The 18,081-nt window shown below is 67.9% G+C and carries 18 protein-coding genes; 6 read left to right on the top strand and 12 right to left on the bottom strand.

All coding sequences use genetic code 11. From position 1 onward, the window contains the following. Positions 1-12: 12 nt before the first annotated feature. The 3 genes from NNZ72_RS04910 to NNZ72_RS04900 are packed head-to-tail and all read left to right on the top strand — an operon-like array spanning position 13 to position 2,657. Positions 13-888: a transporter substrate-binding domain-containing protein gene (locus tag NNZ72_RS04910; RefSeq protein ID WP_257313493.1), complete on the top strand. Its 876-nt coding sequence runs from the start codon at positions 13-15 to the stop codon at positions 886-888. A 60-nt stretch (positions 889-948) separates the two neighbouring features. Continuing rightward, positions 949-1,899, top strand: a complete 951-nt coding sequence (locus NNZ72_RS04905; protein ID WP_257313490.1) for an amino acid ABC transporter permease — start codon at positions 949-951, stop codon at positions 1,897-1,899. Beyond that, positions 1,899-2,657 carry an amino acid ABC transporter ATP-binding protein gene (locus tag NNZ72_RS04900; protein WP_306766186.1) on the top strand — a complete coding sequence of 253 codons (759 nt, stop codon included), beginning with the start codon at positions 1,899-1,901 and terminating at the stop codon, positions 2,655-2,657. The genes NNZ72_RS04905 and NNZ72_RS04900 overlap by 1 nt, the downstream gene beginning before the upstream one ends. Before the next feature lie 262 nt (positions 2,658-2,919). Here NNZ72_RS04900 and NNZ72_RS04895 read toward each other — a convergent pair whose 3' ends face one another. After that, a complete protein-coding gene (locus NNZ72_RS04895) occupies positions 2,920-3,360 on the bottom strand; it encodes an Lrp/AsnC family transcriptional regulator (RefSeq protein WP_257313487.1) in 441 nt (146 codons plus the stop codon). 127 nt (positions 3,361-3,487) lie between these two features. On the opposite strand from NNZ72_RS04895, the gene ocd reads away from it, so the two are divergent. Together ocd and ctlX are read left to right on the top strand one after the other, a co-directional pair. Continuing rightward, a complete protein-coding gene (ocd, locus tag NNZ72_RS04890; protein ID WP_257313486.1) occupies positions 3,488-4,537 on the top strand; it encodes an ornithine cyclodeaminase in 1,050 nt (349 codons plus the stop codon). A 10-nt stretch (positions 4,538-4,547) separates the two neighbouring features. Next, complete coding sequence (gene ctlX, locus NNZ72_RS04885) at positions 4,548-5,477, top strand: citrulline utilization hydrolase CtlX (RefSeq protein WP_257313483.1); 930 nt, start codon at positions 4,548-4,550, stop codon at positions 5,475-5,477. Positions 5,478-5,699: 222 nt separating this feature from the next. Here ctlX and NNZ72_RS04880 read toward each other — a convergent pair whose 3' ends face one another. The 7 genes from NNZ72_RS04880 to NNZ72_RS04850 form a co-directional block, all read right to left on the bottom strand. Further along, positions 5,700-6,566 carry a D-amino-acid transaminase gene (locus tag NNZ72_RS04880; protein ID WP_257313481.1) on the bottom strand — a complete coding sequence of 289 codons (867 nt, stop codon included), beginning with the start codon at positions 6,564-6,566 and terminating at the stop codon, positions 5,700-5,702. A gap of 36 nt (positions 6,567-6,602) precedes the next feature. After that, complete coding sequence (locus NNZ72_RS04875; RefSeq protein WP_257313477.1) at positions 6,603-7,520, bottom strand: serine hydrolase; 918 nt, start codon at positions 7,518-7,520, stop codon at positions 6,603-6,605. 26 nt (positions 7,521-7,546) lie between these two features. Next, positions 7,547-8,512: an ABC transporter ATP-binding protein gene (locus tag NNZ72_RS04870; RefSeq protein ID WP_257313474.1), complete on the bottom strand. Its 966-nt coding sequence runs from the start codon at positions 8,510-8,512 to the stop codon at positions 7,547-7,549. Beyond that, on the bottom strand, positions 8,499-9,494 hold the full coding sequence (locus NNZ72_RS04865) for an ABC transporter ATP-binding protein (protein ID WP_257313471.1): 996 nt from the start codon (positions 9,492-9,494) through the stop codon (positions 8,499-8,501). Before NNZ72_RS04865 ends, NNZ72_RS04870 begins: the two co-directional genes overlap by 14 nt. A 4-nt stretch (positions 9,495-9,498) precedes the next feature. Further along, positions 9,499-10,320: an ABC transporter permease gene (locus NNZ72_RS04860; protein ID WP_257313468.1), complete on the bottom strand. Its 822-nt coding sequence runs from the start codon at positions 10,318-10,320 to the stop codon at positions 9,499-9,501. A gap of 3 nt (positions 10,321-10,323) precedes the next feature. Beyond that, entirely contained in the window at positions 10,324-11,259 is a 936-nt protein-coding gene (locus NNZ72_RS04855) for an ABC transporter permease (protein ID WP_257313465.1), read from the bottom strand. 65 nt (positions 11,260-11,324) lie between these two features. Beyond that, positions 11,325-12,833 carry an ABC transporter substrate-binding protein gene (locus tag NNZ72_RS04850; protein WP_257313462.1) on the bottom strand — a complete coding sequence of 503 codons (1,509 nt, stop codon included), beginning with the start codon at positions 12,831-12,833 and terminating at the stop codon, positions 11,325-11,327. A 148-nt stretch (positions 12,834-12,981) separates the two neighbouring features. Here NNZ72_RS04850 and NNZ72_RS04845 point away from each other — a divergent pair, with 148 nt between their 5' ends. Beyond that, the gene (locus tag NNZ72_RS04845; RefSeq protein ID WP_257313459.1) at positions 12,982-13,854 is read left to right on the top strand and encodes a LysR family transcriptional regulator; all 873 of its coding nucleotides are present in this window, start codon (positions 12,982-12,984) and stop codon (positions 13,852-13,854) included. A gap of 8 nt (positions 13,855-13,862) precedes the next feature. Here the strand turns inward: NNZ72_RS04845 and NNZ72_RS04840 are convergent, their stop codons facing one another. Genes NNZ72_RS04840 through coxB form a run of 4 tightly spaced genes read right to left on the bottom strand, consistent with a single transcriptional unit; the run spans position 13,863 to position 18,071 of the window. Next, on the bottom strand, positions 13,863-14,537 hold the full coding sequence (locus NNZ72_RS04840; RefSeq protein ID WP_257313457.1) for a class I SAM-dependent methyltransferase: 675 nt from the start codon (positions 14,535-14,537) through the stop codon (positions 13,863-13,865). Between the two features lie 20 nt (positions 14,538-14,557). Then, positions 14,558-14,875, bottom strand: a complete 318-nt coding sequence (locus NNZ72_RS04835) for a hypothetical protein (RefSeq protein ID WP_257313454.1) — start codon at positions 14,873-14,875, stop codon at positions 14,558-14,560. Then, positions 14,872-17,370 carry a cytochrome c oxidase subunit I gene (gene ctaD / locus NNZ72_RS04830; protein WP_257313452.1) on the bottom strand — a complete coding sequence of 833 codons (2,499 nt, stop codon included), beginning with the start codon at positions 17,368-17,370 and terminating at the stop codon, positions 14,872-14,874. The genes NNZ72_RS04835 and ctaD overlap by 4 nt, the downstream gene beginning before the upstream one ends. Continuing rightward, positions 17,367-18,071 carry a cytochrome c oxidase subunit II gene (gene coxB / locus NNZ72_RS04825; protein ID WP_257313448.1) on the bottom strand — a complete coding sequence of 235 codons (705 nt, stop codon included), beginning with the start codon at positions 18,069-18,071 and terminating at the stop codon, positions 17,367-17,369. The genes ctaD and coxB overlap by 4 nt, the downstream gene beginning before the upstream one ends. Positions 18,072-18,081: the final 10 nt, after the last annotated feature.

The raw sequence follows: 18,081 nt of genomic DNA, 5'->3' as shown, positions 1-18,081 counted from the left end.
CCGCGGAGCTGGATGAATGCTCAACCAGATAATGGGGAATTAAGGATGAAATCTTTTCTGAACCGCCTCGGTGTCGCAACACTCCTGGCCGCTGGTATCGCGCTCGCAGGCAATGCGTTCGCAGGGGACGTCGCCGATCGCGTCGCAAGCGCCAAGAAGCTGACCATGGCGACCGACTCGAACTATCCGCCGCTCTCGTTCATCAATCAGGAGAACGAGATGGACGGGTTCGACGTCGACGTCGGCAAGGAGCTTGCCAAGCGCCTCGGCGTCGAGCTTGAGATCACGACGCCGGAATGGACCATGATCGCCGCCGGTCACTGGAACCGGCGCTGGGATATTTCCATCGGATCGATGACCCCGACCCAGGAGCGCGCCAAGGTCTTCGACTTTCCCGCCATCTACTACTACTCGCCTGCCGCGTTCGTCGTTCACAACGATTCGGACATCAAGACGCTGGCCGACATCAACGGAAAGGTCGTCGGCGCGCCAAGTGCGACGGTTTACGAGAAGTATGTCCGCCACGACCTCGTCCTCGACGCCATTGGCGCGCCCGCGTTCGAATATCAGGTGACGCCCGGCACGATCAACACGCTGAACGCGACGAGCGCTCTGCTCGACGACCTTCGCCTCGGCCCGGGAAAGCGCCTCGATGCGGTGATCAACGCGCTGCCCACGCTTAACGAGGCGATCAAGAAGGGTTATCCGTTCCGCGTCGTCGGCGATCCCGTCTTCTACGAGCCGCTCGCGATTGCCATCGAAAAGGGCGACAAGGAGTTCAACGACCAGATTGCTGCAGCCATCGAGGCGATGCATGAAGACGGCACGCTGACCAGGATCTCCATGAAATGGTTCGGCGTCGACTATTCGAAGGCCGCTCCGAAATAACCGAATTCGGCGTCATGAGGCCTGGCCGTTGCCGGGCCTCTCTTCGCGGAGGAACTTGCTATGTACGCCGATACGGTCGACGGCATGAAACTAACCAGGAACGGATGGTTCCTGGCTTCGCTGCTGGTGCTGATCGCGCTCGCCGCCTTCTATCTCGATGTGACACCCCGATTCGCAAGCGAGCTCGGCTTGGAACTGCCTCCGGCCGTGCTGCGGGCCGTCTGTGCGGTGCTCGTCGCGTTGATCGTCGTCGCAAACATCTTCGCGATCGCATCGCTGCCGCGGAACGCTCAAGTCGGCATCATTTGGGCCGAGCTTACCGTCCTCTTCTTCGCATTCTTCTATCTGTTCGATCTCTCCTTCGCGTTCATCGTGAGCAAGCTCGGCTTCCTGCTCTTCCAGGGCGTGACGACGACGCTCTACGTTTCGGCGGTTTCGATCGTCATCGCCACCCTCCTGGCACTGGCTGGCGCCATCGCCAAACTGTCCCGGTCCGGCGTGGCCTACGGGATCGCCAGCTTCTACACCTCCGTCTTTCGCGGCCTTCCGCTTCTGATGCAGGTTTATCTCATCTATGTCGGGCTGCCCCAGCTGGGCTACAACGTCGATGCCGTGCCCGCCGGCATCGCGGCCCTGTCCCTGTGCTACGGCGCCTACATGACCGAGATCTTCCGTGCCGGCATCCAGTCCATACCGCGCGGCCAGTGGGAGGCATCCCGCGCCCTGGGCTTCAAGCCCGCCACCATCCTTCGCCGGATCATCCTGCCGCAGGCCGTCCCGATCGTCACGCCGCCGATCGGCAACCAGTTCATCGCCATGCTCAAGGACTCCTCGCTGGTGTCGATCATCGGGGTATGGGACCTGATGTATCTCTCGCGCACCCTCGGGAACCAGACGTTCCAGCACATGGAGATGCTGATCACGGCGGCCGTCATATACTGGGTTCTGACCATCGTCCTCGAAATCGCCCAGTCCCGCCTCGAGCGCTATTTTCGAAAGGAAACCCGTTGATGGCTGAGCAGGACGGACGGCCGCCGATCGTCGAGCTGCAATCGGTTTGCAAGTGGTATGGCACCCACAAGGTGCTGAGCGACATCTCCCTCCAGGTCGAGCGCGGGCGCAAGATCGTCGTCTGCGGTCCCTCGGGCTCCGGCAAGTCGACGCTGATCCGCTGCCTCAACCGCCTGGAAGCCCATCAGGAGGGGAGGATCCTGGTCGACGGCATCGAGCTGCACTCGAAGATGCGCGGAATCGAGCAGGTCCGGCGCAAAGTCGGAATGGTCTTCCAGAACTTCAATCTGTTCCCGCACATGACGGTGCTGGAAAACGTCATCGCCGCTCCCGTCTATGCGATGGGCGAGGATCGCGCGTCCGCCGGCAAGCGCGCGGAGGAATTGCTGGCACGCGTGAACATCGCGGAGCAGGCTGCGAAATATCCGGGGCAGCTGTCGGGCGGCCAGCAGCAGCGGGTCGCCATCGCCCGCGCCCTCTGCATGCGTCCCGAGATCATGCTGTTCGACGAACCCACGTCCGCGCTCGATCCGGAGATGGTCGCCGAGGTCCTGGACACGATGGTTTCGCTCGCCAGGACCGGCATGACCATGATCTGCGTGACCCACGAGATGGGTTTTGCGCGATCGGTCGCCGACGAGATCGTCTTCATGGACAAGGGTGAGATCGTGGAACGAGCGCCGCCGGAGACGTTTTTCACGTCTCCCCGGAACGCAAGGACGAAGCAGTTCCTGTCGCAGATCCTCAGCCATCACTGATATGTGGCGGGGGCCGGCGGCGGCGATGCCCGATCCGGAAACCAGGCCCTGTTTTTGCAGCGGCAGGGCCTGAGGCCGGGCAGGATGAGCTTCGTCCGTGCCGAACGCGATCCTGAAGATCGCCGCGGCAGCCTTGCGCGGCGGGGCGCTGTGCGAGCCCACAGCCCGCGCGGAAGCATTCCGCATCCCTCTTCGCACGCGTGAACCGCCGGCATCGCCTCACATGGCGAGGCCCAATGGCGCGTCGGCGTGCGTGAACCGATCAGACGCTGCTCAACAGCAGGCTCGTCTCGCTGTTTGCAACGCCGTCGACCAGCCTCACCTCGCGAAGCACCCGGTCGAAGTCCGAAAGGCTGGTTGCCCGGATATTGGCGACGAGATCCCAGTTTCCGTTCGTCGTATGCAAGGCCTGTATCTCGGGAAAGCCCCGCAGCTTGCGGATGACCTGCGTGGTCGACTTTCCCGATACTTCTATCATCATCACGGCATGGACGCTCTGCGCGTCGTAATCGTCGCGTACGCGTACCGTGAAGCCGAGCAGAGTACCTGTCTCCATGAGGCGGTCCAGGCGACTCTGGACCGTCCCGCGCGCCACGCCGAGCGCATCGGCCAGCTTGGCGAGCGAGGCGCGGCCGTCGGCGCGAAGGTGCGCGATGATCCGGCGGTCGAGTTCGTCCGGGATATATTTCGCGATCGTCTGCATCTGTCCGAATTCACATTAGGGCTGGGCATATTGTCCAACATTCTGCCGAAAATGTCACAAGACTGTCCTTTCGGTCAACATTACCGGTCGCTAGCCTTCCGGCAGTCAGTTCGCAAAGGAGGCAGCCATGCCCGCACCGCTCCCGTCGGAGAAAGCCCTCGTTCCCTTCGTCAGCGTCGAGAACATGATGCGGCTCGTCCATCACATCGGCATCGAGACCATGCTGGTCGAATTGGCCGACGTCATCGAGGCCGACTTCAGGCGCTGGGAGCTGTTCGACAAGACGCCGCGCGTGGCCTCGCACTCCCGCGAGGGCGTGATCGAGCTGATGCCCACCTCGGACGGCGAGATCTACAGCTTCAAATATGTGAACGGTCATCCGAAGAACTCGGGGCAGGGCCTGCAGACCGTCACCGCCCTCGGCCTGCTCGCGGAGGTCTCCACCGGCTATCCCGTGCTCCTGACCGAAATGACGCTGCTGACGGCGCTGCGCACGGCGGCGACCTCGGCCATGGCCGCCCGTCACCTGGCGCCGAAGGGCGCCCGCACCATGGCGATCATCGGCAACGGCGCGCAGGCGGAGTTCCAGGCGCTCGCCATGAAGGGCGTCGTCGGCACGGACCATGTCCGCCTCTACGACATCGATCCGCTGGCCACCGAGAAAGTCGCCCGCAACCTGTCCGGCCTCGGGCTGACGGTGACCGCCTGCCCCTCCTCGCAGGCCGCCATCGAAGGCGCGCAGATCATCACCACCTGCACCGCCGACAAGCAATATGCGACGATCCTGACGGACAACATGGTGGGTGCCGGCATCCATATCAACGCGATCGGCGGCGACTGCCCGGGCAAGACCGAGCTGCACCGCGACATTCTGCTGCGCGCCGACACCTTCGTCGAATATCCGCCGCAGACCCGGATCGAGGGCGAGATCCAGCAGATGGATGCGGACTACCCCGTCACGGAGCTCTGGAAGGTCGTCTCGGGCGAGGCCGAGGGCCGCCGGGACGCAGGCCGGATCACGCTGTTCGACAGCGTCGGCTTCGCCATCGAGGACTTCTCCGCGCTCCGCTACGTGCGCGACAGGCTGGAGGGCACGCGCTTCTACCAGGAGCTCGACGTCATCGCCGATCCCGACGATCCCCGCGATCTCTTCGGCATGCTGCAACGGGCACGATGAGGCAGGCGGGATGAAGCAGGCTCCCTACTCGGTCCAGGCCCCGTCCGCCGTCGTCATGGTCCGGCCCCATCATTTCACCGTCAACACGGAGACCGCCGCCGACAACCGCTTCCAGGTGCTCGCGGCGACCGGCGAGGACCTGGCCGCGGCCGCCTACGACGAGATCACCCGGGCGGCGCGGACGCTCGAGGACCACGGCGTAACGGTGCATCTCTTCGATGACGAGGGCACGCAGACCCCGGACTCCGTCTTCCCGAACAACTGGTTCTCCACGCATGCGGGCGGCCATGTCGCCCTCTATCCGATGAAGGCGGAAAGCCGCCGGCGGGAGCGGCGGAGCGACGTGGTCGAGATGCTGAAGGCGCGCTACCGCGTGCAGGACGTGATCGACTATTCGGGACTGGAGCCCGACGGCCTGTTCCTGGAAGGCACCGGCGCCATGGTGCTCGACCATATCGACCGCGTCGCCTATGCGGTGCGCTCCGACCGCACCGATCCGATCGCGCTCGAGCGCTTCTGCACGCATTTCAACTTCGAGCCGATGGTGTTCGACGCCTGCGACGGCAACGGCGTGCCGATCTACCACACGAACGTCCTGATGTGCATCGCGACCGGCTTCGCCATGATCGGCGCCGACATGATGACCGATCCGCGCCGGCGCGACGAGGTGATCGCCCGGCTGGAACGGTCGGGCCGCAGCATCGTCCGGCTGACGAACCGGCAGATCGAAAGCTTCGCCGGCAATGCGCTGGAACTGCAGGGCAGGCAGGGTCGGGTGCTCGCGCTGTCGGTGACGGCGCTTGCCGCGCTCGACGCGGACCAGCGGGCGGCGATCGAGGAGACCGCGGCGATCGTCCCGCTCGACATCCCGACCGTGGAGCGCGCGGGCGGCTCGGTCCGCTGCACGCTGGCCGGCATCCACCTGACGCCGCGGGCATAGGACGGTTCCACCGCGAGCCCGGCGGAACCGTTGCCGGCGGGGAGGTCCAGGCCGCCTGGCGGACGAGGACGACGGGCGCCGCCATCGTAGCCAGCCGGGCGAAGGCGAGCGCGCCGATCCCGTCGACGGCTGATAGCAGCCGAAGCCGCCCGGCGCGAACCTGACGGCCCGGGCGAGCGTATCCTGATGGTCGTCCGCCGGCCTGCGGCGGGTTCCCCCCGCTCAAACGCCCGCTTCGCGCGCCTTGTCGATGTAGAGCTCGCGCAGGCGGCGGGCGACCGGGCCGGGCTGGCCGCCGCCGATCCGCGCGCCGTCGATCTCCACCACCGGCATGACGAAGGTCGAGGCGCCGGTGACGAAGGCCTCGTCCGCCGCCTGCGCCTCCTCGATCGTGAAGGAGCGCTCGATCACCTCCATCCGCGCTTCCCGCGCATAGTGCAGCAGTGCGGCGCGGGTGATGCCGTGCAGGATGGCGTTGGAGAGCGCGCGGGTGACGATCCGGCCGTCCTTGACGATATAGGCGTTGTTGGCCGTGCCCTCGGTGACGAAGCCGTCCTCGACGAACCAGCCGTCGTCGGCGCCGGCGGCCTTCGCCATCATCTTCGCCATGGAAGGATAGAGCAGCTGCACCGTCTTGATGTCGCGGCGGCCCCAGCGGAGGTCCGGGACGGAGATCACCTTGATGCCGGTCCGCGCCTTCGGCGAATCCACCAGGTTCGGCACCGCCTGGGTGAAGAGGACGACCGTCGGCTCGACCTCGTCCGGCGGGAACAGGAAGTCGCGGTCGCCCGCGTTCCCGCGCGAGACCTGCAGATAGACGAGCCCTTCCGTCAGGCCGTTGCGCGACACCAGCTCCCGGTGGACGGCCAGGAGCGCGTCGCGCGTCAGCGGCCTGCGGATGTCGAGCTCGCCGAGCGAGCGCTCCAGCCGCGCGACATGCCCGTCGAAATCCAGGAGCCTGCCGTCGACGACGGAGGTGACCTCGTAGACCGCGTCGGCGAAGACGAAGCCGCGATCGAAGACCGAGACCTTCGCCTGGTCCTCGGGGAGGTATTCGCCGTTCAGGTAGACAATCCGCTTCTCTTGCATCGCATCCGTTCCAACGTGTTTCGCGGCCGCTGGCTCTCAGCCCAGCAGCGTTTCATAGAAAATCCGGCCCATGTCCGCCATGGCGTCGGGGCAGTCCTCGCAGATCCCCTTGCCCTGCGTCATCAGGCAGACGATGACGGGCGCCTTGCCCGGCGCGGCGATGCGGATCAGGTCGTGCTTGTAATAGGACGCGCGCGGATCGCCGGTCCAGGAGTTCTTGCCGGCCTTGCTCCAGATGCGCGCCGCGGCGGGAACGCCGCCGCCGAGGAAGCCGGCCACCTGGAAGTGCGGCTGCGCCGCCTCCGCGCTGGCGCGGTCGCGCAGCAGGATGTCCTGCGCCCTTTTGCGCGACGCCTCGGTCAGCGGGACGTCGCCGGCGAAGATCTCGTGGAAGAGCCGCGCGGCGGCGACCGGCGTCAGCGCGTTGAGGTTCTCGCCGGAGCGGCCGGCATATTGCGCCTCGCGGCCGTAGCGGATGTCGTCCATCAGCTTCTGGGTGATGTTGCAGGTGGCAAATTCCGGCCATCCGAGTTCGCGGAAGAAACCGTTCAGCCTCTCGCGCTTCCCGCGCCAGGCCTCGAAGGCGGCGCCGTCGAGCAGCGTGTTGCCGGTCGTGCCGGTGAGGATGTCGATCACGTAGTTGGTGCCGGTGTTGGACGACCAGAGGATCATGTCGCGCATGGCGCGCGACAGTTCCGCGTGGTCCTCGATGCGGCCGGCATCGATCGCGCTCAGCACGTGGACGAGATGGAAGACCTTGACCAGGCTGCAGGGGTAGCACCGCCAGTCGCCGCGATAGCCGAAGCCGTCCGGCGTCCGCCCGCGGCCGTTCTCGCGCAGGGCGACGAAGCCGAAATTGTCGGGCGTCAGGCCGTGTGCGCCGAACCGGTCGAGAAAAAGGGCGGGAAGGTCTTCGCAGCGGCCGGTCCAGTCGGCATCGGATTGGTAGAACATCGGAAAATCTCTCTGTGGGGTATGGGTCACGCGCCGGTGCGCACGGATTTCCAGCAGCGGACGAGGCCGCCGCCGTCGAGCGTCTGCATCGGCTGCGGCGTCCGGCAGGCGTCCTCCGCGAGCCGACAGCGCGGGGCGAAGCGGCAGCCGGGCAGCACGGAGAAGGGATCGGGTATCTCGCCGGTGACCGGCTCGCGCAGCGACTGGGGCCGGCGCACGTCCGGCACGGCGGCGATCAGCGCCTGCGTGTAGGGATGGCGCGGCGCGGCGAAGAGGGCGGCGCTCTCCTGCAGCTCGACGATCTCGCCGAGATACATCACCGCCACCCGGTCGCAGAGATAGCGCACGACGTTCATGTCGTGCGAGATGAAGACGATGGTCAGCCCCTTCTCGCGGTTGAGGCTCTTCAGCAGGTTGATGATCTGCGCCTGCACCGAGGCGTCGAGCGCCGAGACCGGCTCGTCGGCCACCAGCACCTGCGGATCGGCGCAGAGCGCGCGGGCGATGGAGACGCGCTGGCGCTGGCCGCCGGAGAGCGCATGCGGATATTTCAGCGCCGTCTCGGGAACCAGGCTGACCTCGGCCAGCACGCGCAGGACCTCGGCCCGCCGTTCGGCCCGCGCCATGCGGGGGCGGTAGTGCGCGACCACCTCCTCCAGCTGCACGCCGATGGTCAGGCGCGGGTTGAGCGAGGAATAGGGGTCCGGGAACACCATCTGCAGGCGACCCGCGCGGTCCGGGCCGGCGAGCGGCCTGCCGTCGAAGAGCACCCGGCCGCCGTCGCTCGGCTGGAGCCCGACGCCGATGCGCGCCAGCGTGCTCTTGCCGCAGCCGGATTCGCCGACGATGCCGAGGATCTCGCCCGGCTGCACCGACAGGTCGACGCCGCGCACGGCATGCAGATGGACCCGCTCGCGCCGGGCCAGCAGATCGGCGAAGCTGCGCTTCACCGGAAAGCGGCGCTCGACCTTCTGGAAATCAAGCAGCGGCATGGCAGACCTCGTTCAGGATGCAGGCGTCGAGATGGCCTTCGCCGGCCCCGGCGCGGGCGCGCAGCGCCGGCGGGGCGCCGATCCTGCATTGCGGCTGCGCGAAGACGCAGCGCGGCGCGAAGCGACAGCCCGGCGGCGGATCGATCAGGCTCGGCGGCGCGCCGCCGATCGGCACCAGCTCGCTGTCGCGGCCGACCTGTCCCGGCAGGGCCGCCAGCAGGGCGCGGGTATAGGGATGCGACGGGGCGTCCAGCACCTCGCGCACCGCGCCGGTCTCCACCACGCGGCCCGCATACATGACCGCCATGCGGTCGCAGATCTGCGAGACCACGCCGAGATCGTGGGTGATCAGGATGATCGAGGTGCCGAGGCTGTCGCAGCGCTCCTTCAGGAGGCGCAGGATCTGGTCCTGCACCGTGACGTCGAGCGCGGTGGTCGGCTCGTCGGCGATGATGAGGCGCGGACGCAGCGCCAGCGCCATGGCGATGACGACGCGCTGGCGCAGACCGCCGGACAGCTCGTGCGGATAGGCGTCCAGCCTGCGTTCCGGCGAGGTGACGTGCACGTCGCGCAGGAGCTGCAGGGCGGCGTCGCGCGCCTCGGCACGGGTAACGTCGCGGTGGCGGCGGATCACCTCGCCGATCTGCCTGCCGATCCGCATGGTCGGGTTGAGCGCGGTCAGCGGATCCTGGAAGATGAAGGCGACGTCGCGGCCGCGCACCTGCGCCAGCTCGCGCTCGCGCATGGCGGCGAGATCGCCGGCGCCGTCGAGCAGGATCCGGCCGCCGGCGATCCTGGCGGGGGCGCCGCCGAACAGGCGCAGGATGGAGCGGCAGGTCGCGGATTTGCCGCAGCCGGATTCCCCGACGATGCCGAAGATCTCGCCGGGGGCGACGTCGAAGCTGACGCCGTCCACAGCCCTTGCCGTGCCGGACGGGCTTTCGAACTCGGTCACCAGGTCGCGGATGGACAGGAGGCTCATGGCGTCATCCTTTCGGCTTCAGCGCCGTCGCAAGCCCCTCGCCGAGAAGCGAGAAGGCGATGCCGATCCAGACGATGGCGAGGCCGGGGAAAATGGTCATCCAGGGAGCCTCGCGCATGTAGTCGATGCTCTCGACGATCAAGAGGCCCCATTCCGGCGCGGGCGGCTGCACGCCGAGGCCGAAGAAGGACATGGCCGCCACCGCCTGCACCGTCAGCACCACGTCCGACATGGAATAGACGAGCGCCGGCGTCACGACGTTCGGCAGGATGTGGCGCAGCATCACCCGGAGCCTGCCGAAGCGCAGCACGCGCGTCGCCTCGATGAATTCCAGCCGCGACACCAGCAGCGTCTCGCCGCGCACGATGCGCGCGTAGCCGATCCAGTTGACGATGAAGAAGGCGATGTAGAGGTTGGTCTCGCTCGCCCCGAGGACGCCGACGATCGCAAGGATCAACACGTAGAAGGGAAAGGCCCAGACGATGTCGGTGAGGCGCATCAGCGCCGCGTCGACGATGCCGCCGAAGAAGCCGGCGACGAGGCCGATCATGACGCCCATGATCATCGGCCCGAAGACGCAGATCAGCGCCAGCCGCAGGTCGAACACCGCGCCCGCGAGAACGCGGGTGAAGATGTCGCGGCCGAAATTGTCTGTGCCGAACCAGTGCGCGGCCGACGGCGGCTGCATGGCGCCGCCGAAATCCAGCGCGAAGGGATCGTAGGGCGACAGCACCGGCGTCAGGATCGTCGCGGCGAGCGTGACGGCCAGCATGAGCAGGCCGACGGCGCCGGCGGGAGTGCGCAGCAGTTTGCGGAGAATGCCCATCGTTCACTCCAGCCGGACGCGCGGATCGGCGAGCGCGTAGCAGATGTCCGTGATCAGGTTGACGATCACGACCATGATGGCGAAGAACACGGTCAGCCCGCGGATGACCGGCAGGTCGCGCGACACGATGGCGTCGATCAGCAGGCTGCCGAGGCCGGGCACGGAGAAGATCTTCTCCACCACCACCGTCCCGCCGATGATCCAGCTCACCCGCACGCCGATGATCGAGATCGTCGAGATCAGGCTGTTGGGCAGCACGTGGCGCAGGAAGACCTCGTGGCCGCGCAGGCCCTTGGCGCGGGCGGTGTCGATGTAGTCGGCCTTCATCGTGTCGATCAGCGCCGCCCGCAGGCTCTGCTGGACGAGGGCGGCCGTGGACAGGCCGACGACGAGCGACGGCAGGAACAGGCGGCCGAGATTGGCGACGAAGCCGTCGCCGATGCCGCCGGTCGAGAACCAGCCCATGCGCAGCGCCAGCCAGATGATCAGCACGTAACAGAGCCAGAAGGGCGGCATGGCGATGACGACCACGAAGATCTGGCGGATGAGATTGTCGAGCATGCGCCCGCGATTGGCCGCGGCGAGGATCGCGAAGGGCAGGGCGATGACGAGCGCGATGACCGTCGAGTAGCCGACGATGGCGAGCGTGAACGGCAGTCGCTCGGCCACCAGGTCGATGATCGGCTTCTTGTGGAAGATCGAGACGCCGAAGCTGCCGGTCAGACAGTCGCGCAGGAAATAGAGGTACTGGACCCAGATGGGCTTGTCGAGGCCCCAGAGCTCCCGCATGGCCTGCAGCTCCTCGGCGCTGGCGCGGGTGCCCATGGCACGGGAGGCGGGATCGCCCGGCATGATCTGCAGGAGCAGGAAGCTGATCACGGTGATCCCGATCAGCACCGGCACCAGCATCAGCAGTCGTTTGAGAATGGCAAGTATCATCAGCGGTCACCGGCGGCCGGCCTACGGCCGGAGGGGCCTCCGCCCGGAGGGCGGAGGCGGCGGCATCAGTTCTCGAGCTTGACGTCCTCGAGGCGGAAGTTCGACGTCGGCAGGATCTCGAAGCCCTTCACCTTGTCCTGCACCGCCCAGGCGGAGGCCGGATGGTAGAGGAAGATGTAGGGCGCGCCGTCATGCAGGATCTGGATCATCTCCTTGAACATGGCGCCGCGCGCCTCGCCGTTCACGGTCTTGCGCTCCTCGGCATAGAGCTCGTTGAGGCGGTCGCTCTTCCACTGCGTGTGATAGGCGTTCGCCCGCTCCGGGTTGACCGCCACGAAGCCGATGATCTGGTCCGGGTCGATGGTGTCGGAGGTGGTGTAGGAGACCGACATGTCGTAGTTGCCGGCCTTGGTGGTTTCCCACTGGGTGCCGCCCTCCAGCATCTGCACCTTCAGCTTCACGCCGACCTGCTGCAGCATCGCCTGCAGGGCGATCGCGGCATTGCGGCTGGTCGCCGCGCCGGAATCGACCACGAGCTGCGCCTCGAAGCCGTCGCCGTAGCCGGCATCGGCCAGCAGCTGCTTGGCCTTCGCCGGATCGTAGGCATAGGGCTGGAGGTCCGGATCGGCATAGGCCATGACCGGCATGGCGGACGCGGCGGGCTTACCCGCGCCGTAGAGAACGCCCTGCACCAGCGCGTTCTTGTCCACCGCATAGTTCAGCGCCTGGCGCACGCGCTCGTCGTCGAAGGGCTTGCGGGTGGTGTTGAGCTGCACGAAATCGGCGCGGTAGGGAATGGTCTGGCCGACGCTGATGCCGTCCTTGGAGTCCAGCTCCTTGAGCTGGTTGAGCGGCGGGTCGAGCGCCACGTCCACCTCGCCGGCCTCCAGCTTGATGACGCGGGCCGACGGCTCGGTGACGACCTCCAGCACCGCCTCGTCCACGAAGGGCTTGCCCTCCTGCCAGTAGTGCGGGTTCTTCGCAAGCTCCACGCGCGAGCCGCGGACGCGGGACTTCAGCACGAACGGGCCGGAGCCGACCGGCGCGTCGAAGAAGGCGTCGCCCTTGGCCTCCACCTGCGCCTTCGGCAGGATCGCGGCGGCGAAGAGCGCGAGATTGTTGAAGGCCGGCGTGAAGGGCTCGGCGAGCTTCATGGTGATCTCGCGCTCGCCGACGATCTCGAAGCTGGTGATCGGCCGGTAGAAGCGGCCCCAGCCCGAGGCTTCCGAGGCCGCCCGCTCGATCGAGAACCTGACGTCCTCGGCGGTGACCGGCGTTCCGTCGGAGAATTTCGCGTCGCGCAGCTTGAAGTTCAGCGTCAGCCCGTCGTCGGAGACGGTCCAGCTCTCGGCGAGCCCCGGCTCCAGCCCCTCGCCGGTCTTGTCCGGGCGGATGAGCGTGTCGAAGATCAGGAGCTGCGTCCAGATCGAGCCGTTGTCGCTGGTGGCGATCGGATCGAGGCTCACCGGATCGTAGCCCATCGCCACGCGCAGCGTCTGCGCATGCGCGGCCGCGGCTGCGAGCGAAAACGCCGAAGCCAGAAGCAGACATTTCAAATTGAGTCGGCGAAGCATGAAGAGGCCCTCCTGTAACCTTTCGTGAAAACCCGTCTCGAACCGCCGCCGCGGGATCGCGCGGCCGTATTGGTGACGATTTCACATTAGACAAGGGGCATGCCCCGGAATAATAATAAATACGCTAGCTACTATCACAAGGATGATAATGGACCTCCGGGAGCTCGAACTGTTCGGCACGCTGATGCGCGTGGGGACCACCACGGAGACCGCGCGGCTGCTGGGGATCTCCCAGCCCAGCGTCAGCGGCCGGCTGAAGCGGCTGGAAAGGCAGCTCGGCTTCTCGCTCTTCCATCGGACGGGAAACCGGCTGGAGCCGACCCACGAGGCGAACGAGCTCTTCGCGCTGTCGCTGACGATCTTCAACACCCATGCGCTCGTCCGCTCCAAGCTGCCGACGCTGCGCAACCTCGCCTCCCGGCCGGTCGCGGTCTCGGCGACGCCCGCCCTCGTCGAGAGCTTCATCGGCCCGATCCTCGTGCGCGCCGGATACCGCAACTGGAAGAAGCGCATCGTGCTGCGCGTCCATTCGCCGGAGGACGACCTGCGCAAGGGGGAGGCGGACATCGGCCTGCAGATGGCGCTGCCGCCGAAGGCCGAGTTCCAGGCCTACAAGGTGGGGCAGACGCAGCTCGTCGCGGTCCTGAGGACCGACCATCCGCTGGCGCAGTCGGAGACGCTGACCTGCGCCGCCGTCGCGGCGGTCCCGCTGGTCTGCTACAATGCCGACTGGTCGCCGATGGGCGGCACCATCCGCGCGGCCTTCGCGGCGAAGGGGCTGAGCTACGATCCCGTCTGCGTGGTGCCGTTCTGCGCCAATGTCTGCAGCATGGTGCGCGCCTGCGGCGGCGTCGGCATCGTCGATGCGATGACCTCGCGCGACTATGCCATGCAGGGCCTGGTCTCCCGCCCCATCGCCGACATGCCCGACGTCTCCATCATCGCCTTCCACCGCCGCAACGAGCCCCTGCGCGCGCCGGTGCAGGATTTCCTGACGGCGCTGCGCCGGCAGGCGGCGTGAACCCGGCATCATCCCCGGGGATCGCGCGAAGGCTCTGCCTGCGCACGCCGCGGCGGCGCGCGCCGCAAGGCCACGAGCTTGAAGAAGCCGACGGGATCGAGGGTCTCGACCGCGTCGAGGCGGGCGAGCCCCTCCGCCGCACACCAGCGCTCGATGCGGGAGAGATGGAACGCCGTGCTCAGGCCGCAGCGGCGCGCGAGCGGCTCCAGGGCTCTCTCGACCCCGCCCTGCAGCGGGCCGCCGCGGCTGATGCGGCTGGCGACCAGGACGAGGCCTTCCGGCCGGACGACCCGCATGCATTCGCGCAGGACCGCCTCGGGCGTCTCGACGAGCGTCAGGACGAAGGGGAGGGTGACGACGTCGAACGCATCCGCCGGGAAATCGAGTCGGTGCGCGTCCATGACCCGGAGGCCGACGACGTTCGGCAGGGGTTCGCGCGCGGCCCGCGCCTTCGCCCGCGCGAGCATGTCGTGCGAGACGTCGATCCCGGTGATCCGGCACGCGGGCGGATAGTAGGGCAGGCCGAGCCCCGTCCCCACGCCGATCTCGAGCACGTCGCCGCCGTGCCGGCCCGCCACCTCCGCCAGGCGCCGGTGCGCCCGCTGCAGGATCCTCGAATAGATGGGATCGTAGATCGGGGCCCACCGGCGATAGATCCGGCGTTGTCTTTCCGCTCCTGACATTTCACCTCTCGCTGTTTTCATCATGTGCACATGCGCAGCCACAGGACGCCGGCGAAGCACAGCGTGGCGAGGATCGCCGCGCCGTTCGCCAGGCCGGCGATCCGCGCCAGCGACGACGCCGGCCCCTCCCGCCCCGCCTTCCGCCAGAGCGCGAGGAGCACGAGGACGACGCCCGCGGTCGCCGCGACCAGCAGCAGGCGGAGGACGGAGATCGGGCCTATCATGTCGCCGTCCCAGCCCGCCCGGCAACCGGTCGCCTGAAGTCCGTAGAGCAGGAGAAAGCCGCCGGCCCAGCCGATCCAGACCGCGAAGAGGCCGAAGAAGGGGTTCGCGTTCATGGGCCCGCTCCGCCGGTCAGAACGTTCAGGACGAACGGGAAGGCCGTCGCGGCAAGGCCGGTGACCAGCGTGAACATGTGCCAGAGCCGCGCGAGGCGCAGGTCGAGATCCCGGCGGGCGGAGACATGTCCGCTTCCGACGCGCCAGACGCAGAACAGCGACAGGACGAGACCGACCGCGACGTGAAGGACGGCGTAGCTCGTGACGGCGAAGACGCTGGCCACGGCGGCGTGTCGCACCGCCGCGCCGCGAATGTCCGCGAGGAAGGCGACGAGGACGACCAGCGCTGCGGCGTAGGCGAGCGCGGCGACGCACAGGCGTCCCGCCGTCCCGCCGTCGGCGCTGCGGACGGACACGGCCGCGACGGCGAGCGCGGCGGCGACCGCGGCGGCGGTGAAGGCGCCGAGGGGGATGGCGAGGCCGGGCGGCCAGCCGGGGGCGGACAGCCACAGGAAGAGCGCCCCGAACAGGAGCGACGCGTAGAGGGTCGCGTCGGCGGCGAGGGTGAAGATCATCGCCCAGTAGGACGGCGGCCGTTCGCTCTGGTAGTGATGCGGCAGGTCCGGGCCGTGCCCGACGGGCAGGTCGGCAAGATCGGTCCTCAGGCCGCAATCGCGCGTCCAGAGGAGAAAGAGGGCGGTCACGACGAGGAGCGCGGGCAGGGCGAGCCAATAGAGCTTGAAGAGCAGGAGAGCGAAGACGCTCCCGGTCGCAAGCGCCGTCCACAGGGGAAGGCTGGTCCTTCTCGGCAGGACGACGAGCTGCTCCGGCCTTCCGCTCACCATGTCGACGCCGAGCACCTCCATCCAGCCGTGGCGCGTGGCGCCGAGATAGCCCTTCCCCGCCGCGAGCGCCGGGCCGAGCCGGTCCGGGTCGAGCCGGTCGGCGCGGGCCGGGACCTCCGGAAGCGAGGCGAAGGCATAGGCGGGCGGCGGGGTCGGCATCGCCCATTCCAGCGTTCCGGCCCGCCACGGGTTGCGCCGGAAGGGCTTGCCGAAGACCGCGAGCAGCAGCAGGTCCAGCGCGACGAGGGCGAAGCCCGTGGTCATGACGAAGCCGCCCATCGAGGAGACGAGGTTGAGCGTCTCCCAGCCGGCCTCCGGCGGATAGGTGGAGATCCGCCGGGGCATGCCGCGGAGCCCGGTCAGGTGCATGGCGAAGAAGGTCAGGTTGAAGCCGATGAAGATCGTCCAGAAGGCGGCATGGGAGAGGTGCTGCACGGGCTGGCGGCCGAAGATGTGGGGAAGCCAGTAATAGGCCGCGGCGAGCATGGGGAAGACGAACCCGCCCACCAGCACGTAGTGGAGATGGGCGACGACGAAATGGGTGTCGTGCGCCTGCCAGTCGAAGGGCACCATGGCGAGCATCACGCCGGTCAGCCCGCCCAGCACGAAGACGAACAGGAAGCCGAAGACGTGCAGCATGGGCACGGAGAAGCGCGGCCTGCCGTGGGCGAGCGTCGCGAGCCACGCGAAGACCTGCACGCCGGTCGGCACCGCGACCAGCCCGCTCGCCGCCGAGAAGAAGGACAGGGCGACGTGCGGGATGCCGACCGTGTACATGTGATGCACCCAGAGGCCGAAGGAGAGGAAGGCGACGGCGATGACCGCCGCCACGACGATCTCGTAGCCTTCGAGCGGGCGGCGGGCGAGCGTCGGGATGACGGTCGAGAGCACGCCCGCGGCCGGGAGGAAGATGATGTAGACCTCCGGATGGCCGAACAGCCAGAAGAGATGCTGCCAGAGCAGCGGATCGCCGCCGCGGACGGGATCGAAGAAGGGCAGGCCGAAGGCGCGCTCGGCCTCCAGCAGGATGGAGCCGAGGATGAGCGGGGGGAAGCCGATCAGCATCATGCCGGCCACGATCAGCATGTACCAGGCGAAGACGGGCATGCGCGTCAGCGACATGCCGGGCGCACGCAGCTTCAGGATGCTGACGAGGACCTCCACCGCGGCGGACAGCGCCGAGATCTCGACGAAGGTGATGCCGAGCAGCCAGACGTCGGCGTTGATGCCCGGCGCATGGGTCGCCGAGGAGAGCGGCGTGTACATGAACCAGCCGCCGGCCGGTGCGACGCCGGCGAGGAGCGCGCCGACGAGGAAGGTCCCGCCGAAGAGATAGCACCAGTAGCCATAGGCGGACATGCGGGGGAAGGCGAGGTCGCGGCTGCCGAGCATCTTCGGCAGCAGATACATCGCCAGGCCCTCGAAGAAGGGGATGGCGAAGAGGAACATCATCACCACGCCGTGCATGGTGAAGACCTGCGCATAGGCGGCGGCGTCGAGGAAGGCGCTTTGCGTGGTCGCGAGCTGCGTGCGGATCAGCATCGCCAGCACGCCGCCGATGGCGAAGAAGACGAGCGCCGTCAGCATGAAGCGCTTGCCGATGGTCGTGTGGTTGACCGCCTTGAGGCGGCCCCATCCGGGTGGCGTGGCCCAGATGGCCGTGAGCTCCCGGTGGAGGCGGAGCGCCGAGCTGGGGGATCGCCGTGTCATCGCGCGGCCTCCCCTTCGTCCGGAAGGCCGGCGAGGACCGCCTCGAACGCCTCCGGCGGATGGGCGTGGACCTCGAAGACCATGCCCTCGTGACCCGCGCCGCAATATTCCGAGCAGACGCCGCCGTAGACGCCGGGACGGTCGGCGAGGATGCGCACCGTGGCGGCGTGGCCGGGGATCGCGTCGATCTTGCCGCCGAGCCTCGGCGCCCAGAAGCTGTGGATCACGTCTCCGCTCGTCGCCGTCACCACGACCGTCCTTCCGACCGGGATATGAAGCACGCCGCGGCTCGCCCGCGCGCCGCCCGAATAGCGGAAGTCCCAGTGCCACATGCTGCCGCGCGCCTCGACTTCGACGGGATCGCCGCCGGCCGCAAGGCCGAGGATGTACTCGCCGCGCATCAGCCCGTGGCCGACGAGTGCGACCAGCGTGGCGAGCGGAAAGGCGACGCCGCCGATCCAGATCCAGCCGGCGGGCGAGACGCGCCGCCCCGATCCGGGCCGGAACAGGAGAAGGAGGAAAAGCCCGAGGACGAGCAGGAAGATCGCCGCCGCACCCGCCAGCATCAGCCACCAGAGGTCGGCGACGGCGGCGGCGAAGGGTCCGGCCGGGTCGAGCGCGGAGAGGTCGCCCGTGCAGCCGGAAAGCGGCAGGGCCGCGGAAAAGGCGAGCGCGCCGCGGAACCCGCAGGCGCGCCGCACGGTTATCGGC

The organism is Shinella pollutisoli, assembly GCF_024609765.1.
GTDB lineage: Bacteria > Pseudomonadota > Alphaproteobacteria > Rhizobiales > Rhizobiaceae > Shinella > Shinella pollutisoli.
The sequence above is the reverse complement of the archived record's forward strand: the minus strand, read 5'-3'. Positions and strand labels throughout refer to the sequence as shown.

Coding starts and splice junctions, on each gene's coding strand:
- ocd (WP_257313486.1), top strand. CDS start 3,488: ATGCCCGCACCGCTCCCGTCGGAGAAAGCCCTCGTTCCCTTCGTCAGC.
- NNZ72_RS04880 (WP_257313481.1), bottom strand. CDS start 6,566: ATGCAAGAGAAGCGGATTGTCTACCTGAACGGCGAATACCTCCCCGAG.
- NNZ72_RS04845 (WP_257313459.1), top strand. CDS start 12,982: ATGGACCTCCGGGAGCTCGAACTGTTCGGCACGCTGATGCGCGTGGGG.
- ctaD (WP_257313452.1), bottom strand. CDS start 17,370: ATGACACGGCGATCCCCCAGCTCGGCGCTCCGCCTCCACCGGGAGCTC.
- NNZ72_RS04855 (WP_257313465.1), bottom strand. CDS start 11,259: ATGATACTTGCCATTCTCAAACGACTGCTGATGCTGGTGCCGGTGCTG.
- NNZ72_RS04850 (WP_257313462.1), bottom strand. CDS start 12,833: ATGCTTCGCCGACTCAATTTGAAATGTCTGCTTCTGGCTTCGGCGTTT.
- NNZ72_RS04895 (WP_257313487.1), bottom strand. CDS start 3,360: ATGCAGACGATCGCGAAATATATCCCGGACGAACTCGACCGCCGGATC.
- NNZ72_RS04875 (WP_257313477.1), bottom strand. CDS start 7,520: ATGTTCTACCAATCCGATGCCGACTGGACCGGCCGCTGCGAAGACCTT.
- NNZ72_RS04860 (WP_257313468.1), bottom strand. CDS start 10,320: ATGGGCATTCTCCGCAAACTGCTGCGCACTCCCGCCGGCGCCGTCGGC.
- NNZ72_RS04870 (WP_257313474.1), bottom strand. CDS start 8,512: ATGCCGCTGCTTGATTTCCAGAAGGTCGAGCGCCGCTTTCCGGTGAAG.
- NNZ72_RS04865 (WP_257313471.1), bottom strand. CDS start 9,494: ATGAGCCTCCTGTCCATCCGCGACCTGGTGACCGAGTTCGAAAGCCCG.
- NNZ72_RS04910 (WP_257313493.1), top strand. CDS start 13: ATGAATGCTCAACCAGATAATGGGGAATTAAGGATGAAATCTTTTCTG.
- NNZ72_RS04840 (WP_257313457.1), bottom strand. CDS start 14,537: ATGTCAGGAGCGGAAAGACAACGCCGGATCTATCGCCGGTGGGCCCCG.
- ctlX (WP_257313483.1), top strand. CDS start 4,548: ATGAAGCAGGCTCCCTACTCGGTCCAGGCCCCGTCCGCCGTCGTCATG.
- NNZ72_RS04835 (WP_257313454.1), bottom strand. CDS start 14,875: ATGAACGCGAACCCCTTCTTCGGCCTCTTCGCGGTCTGGATCGGCTGG.
- NNZ72_RS04900 (WP_306766186.1), top strand. CDS start 1,899: ATGGCTGAGCAGGACGGACGGCCGCCGATCGTCGAGCTGCAATCGGTT.
- NNZ72_RS04905 (WP_257313490.1), top strand. CDS start 949: ATGTACGCCGATACGGTCGACGGCATGAAACTAACCAGGAACGGATGG.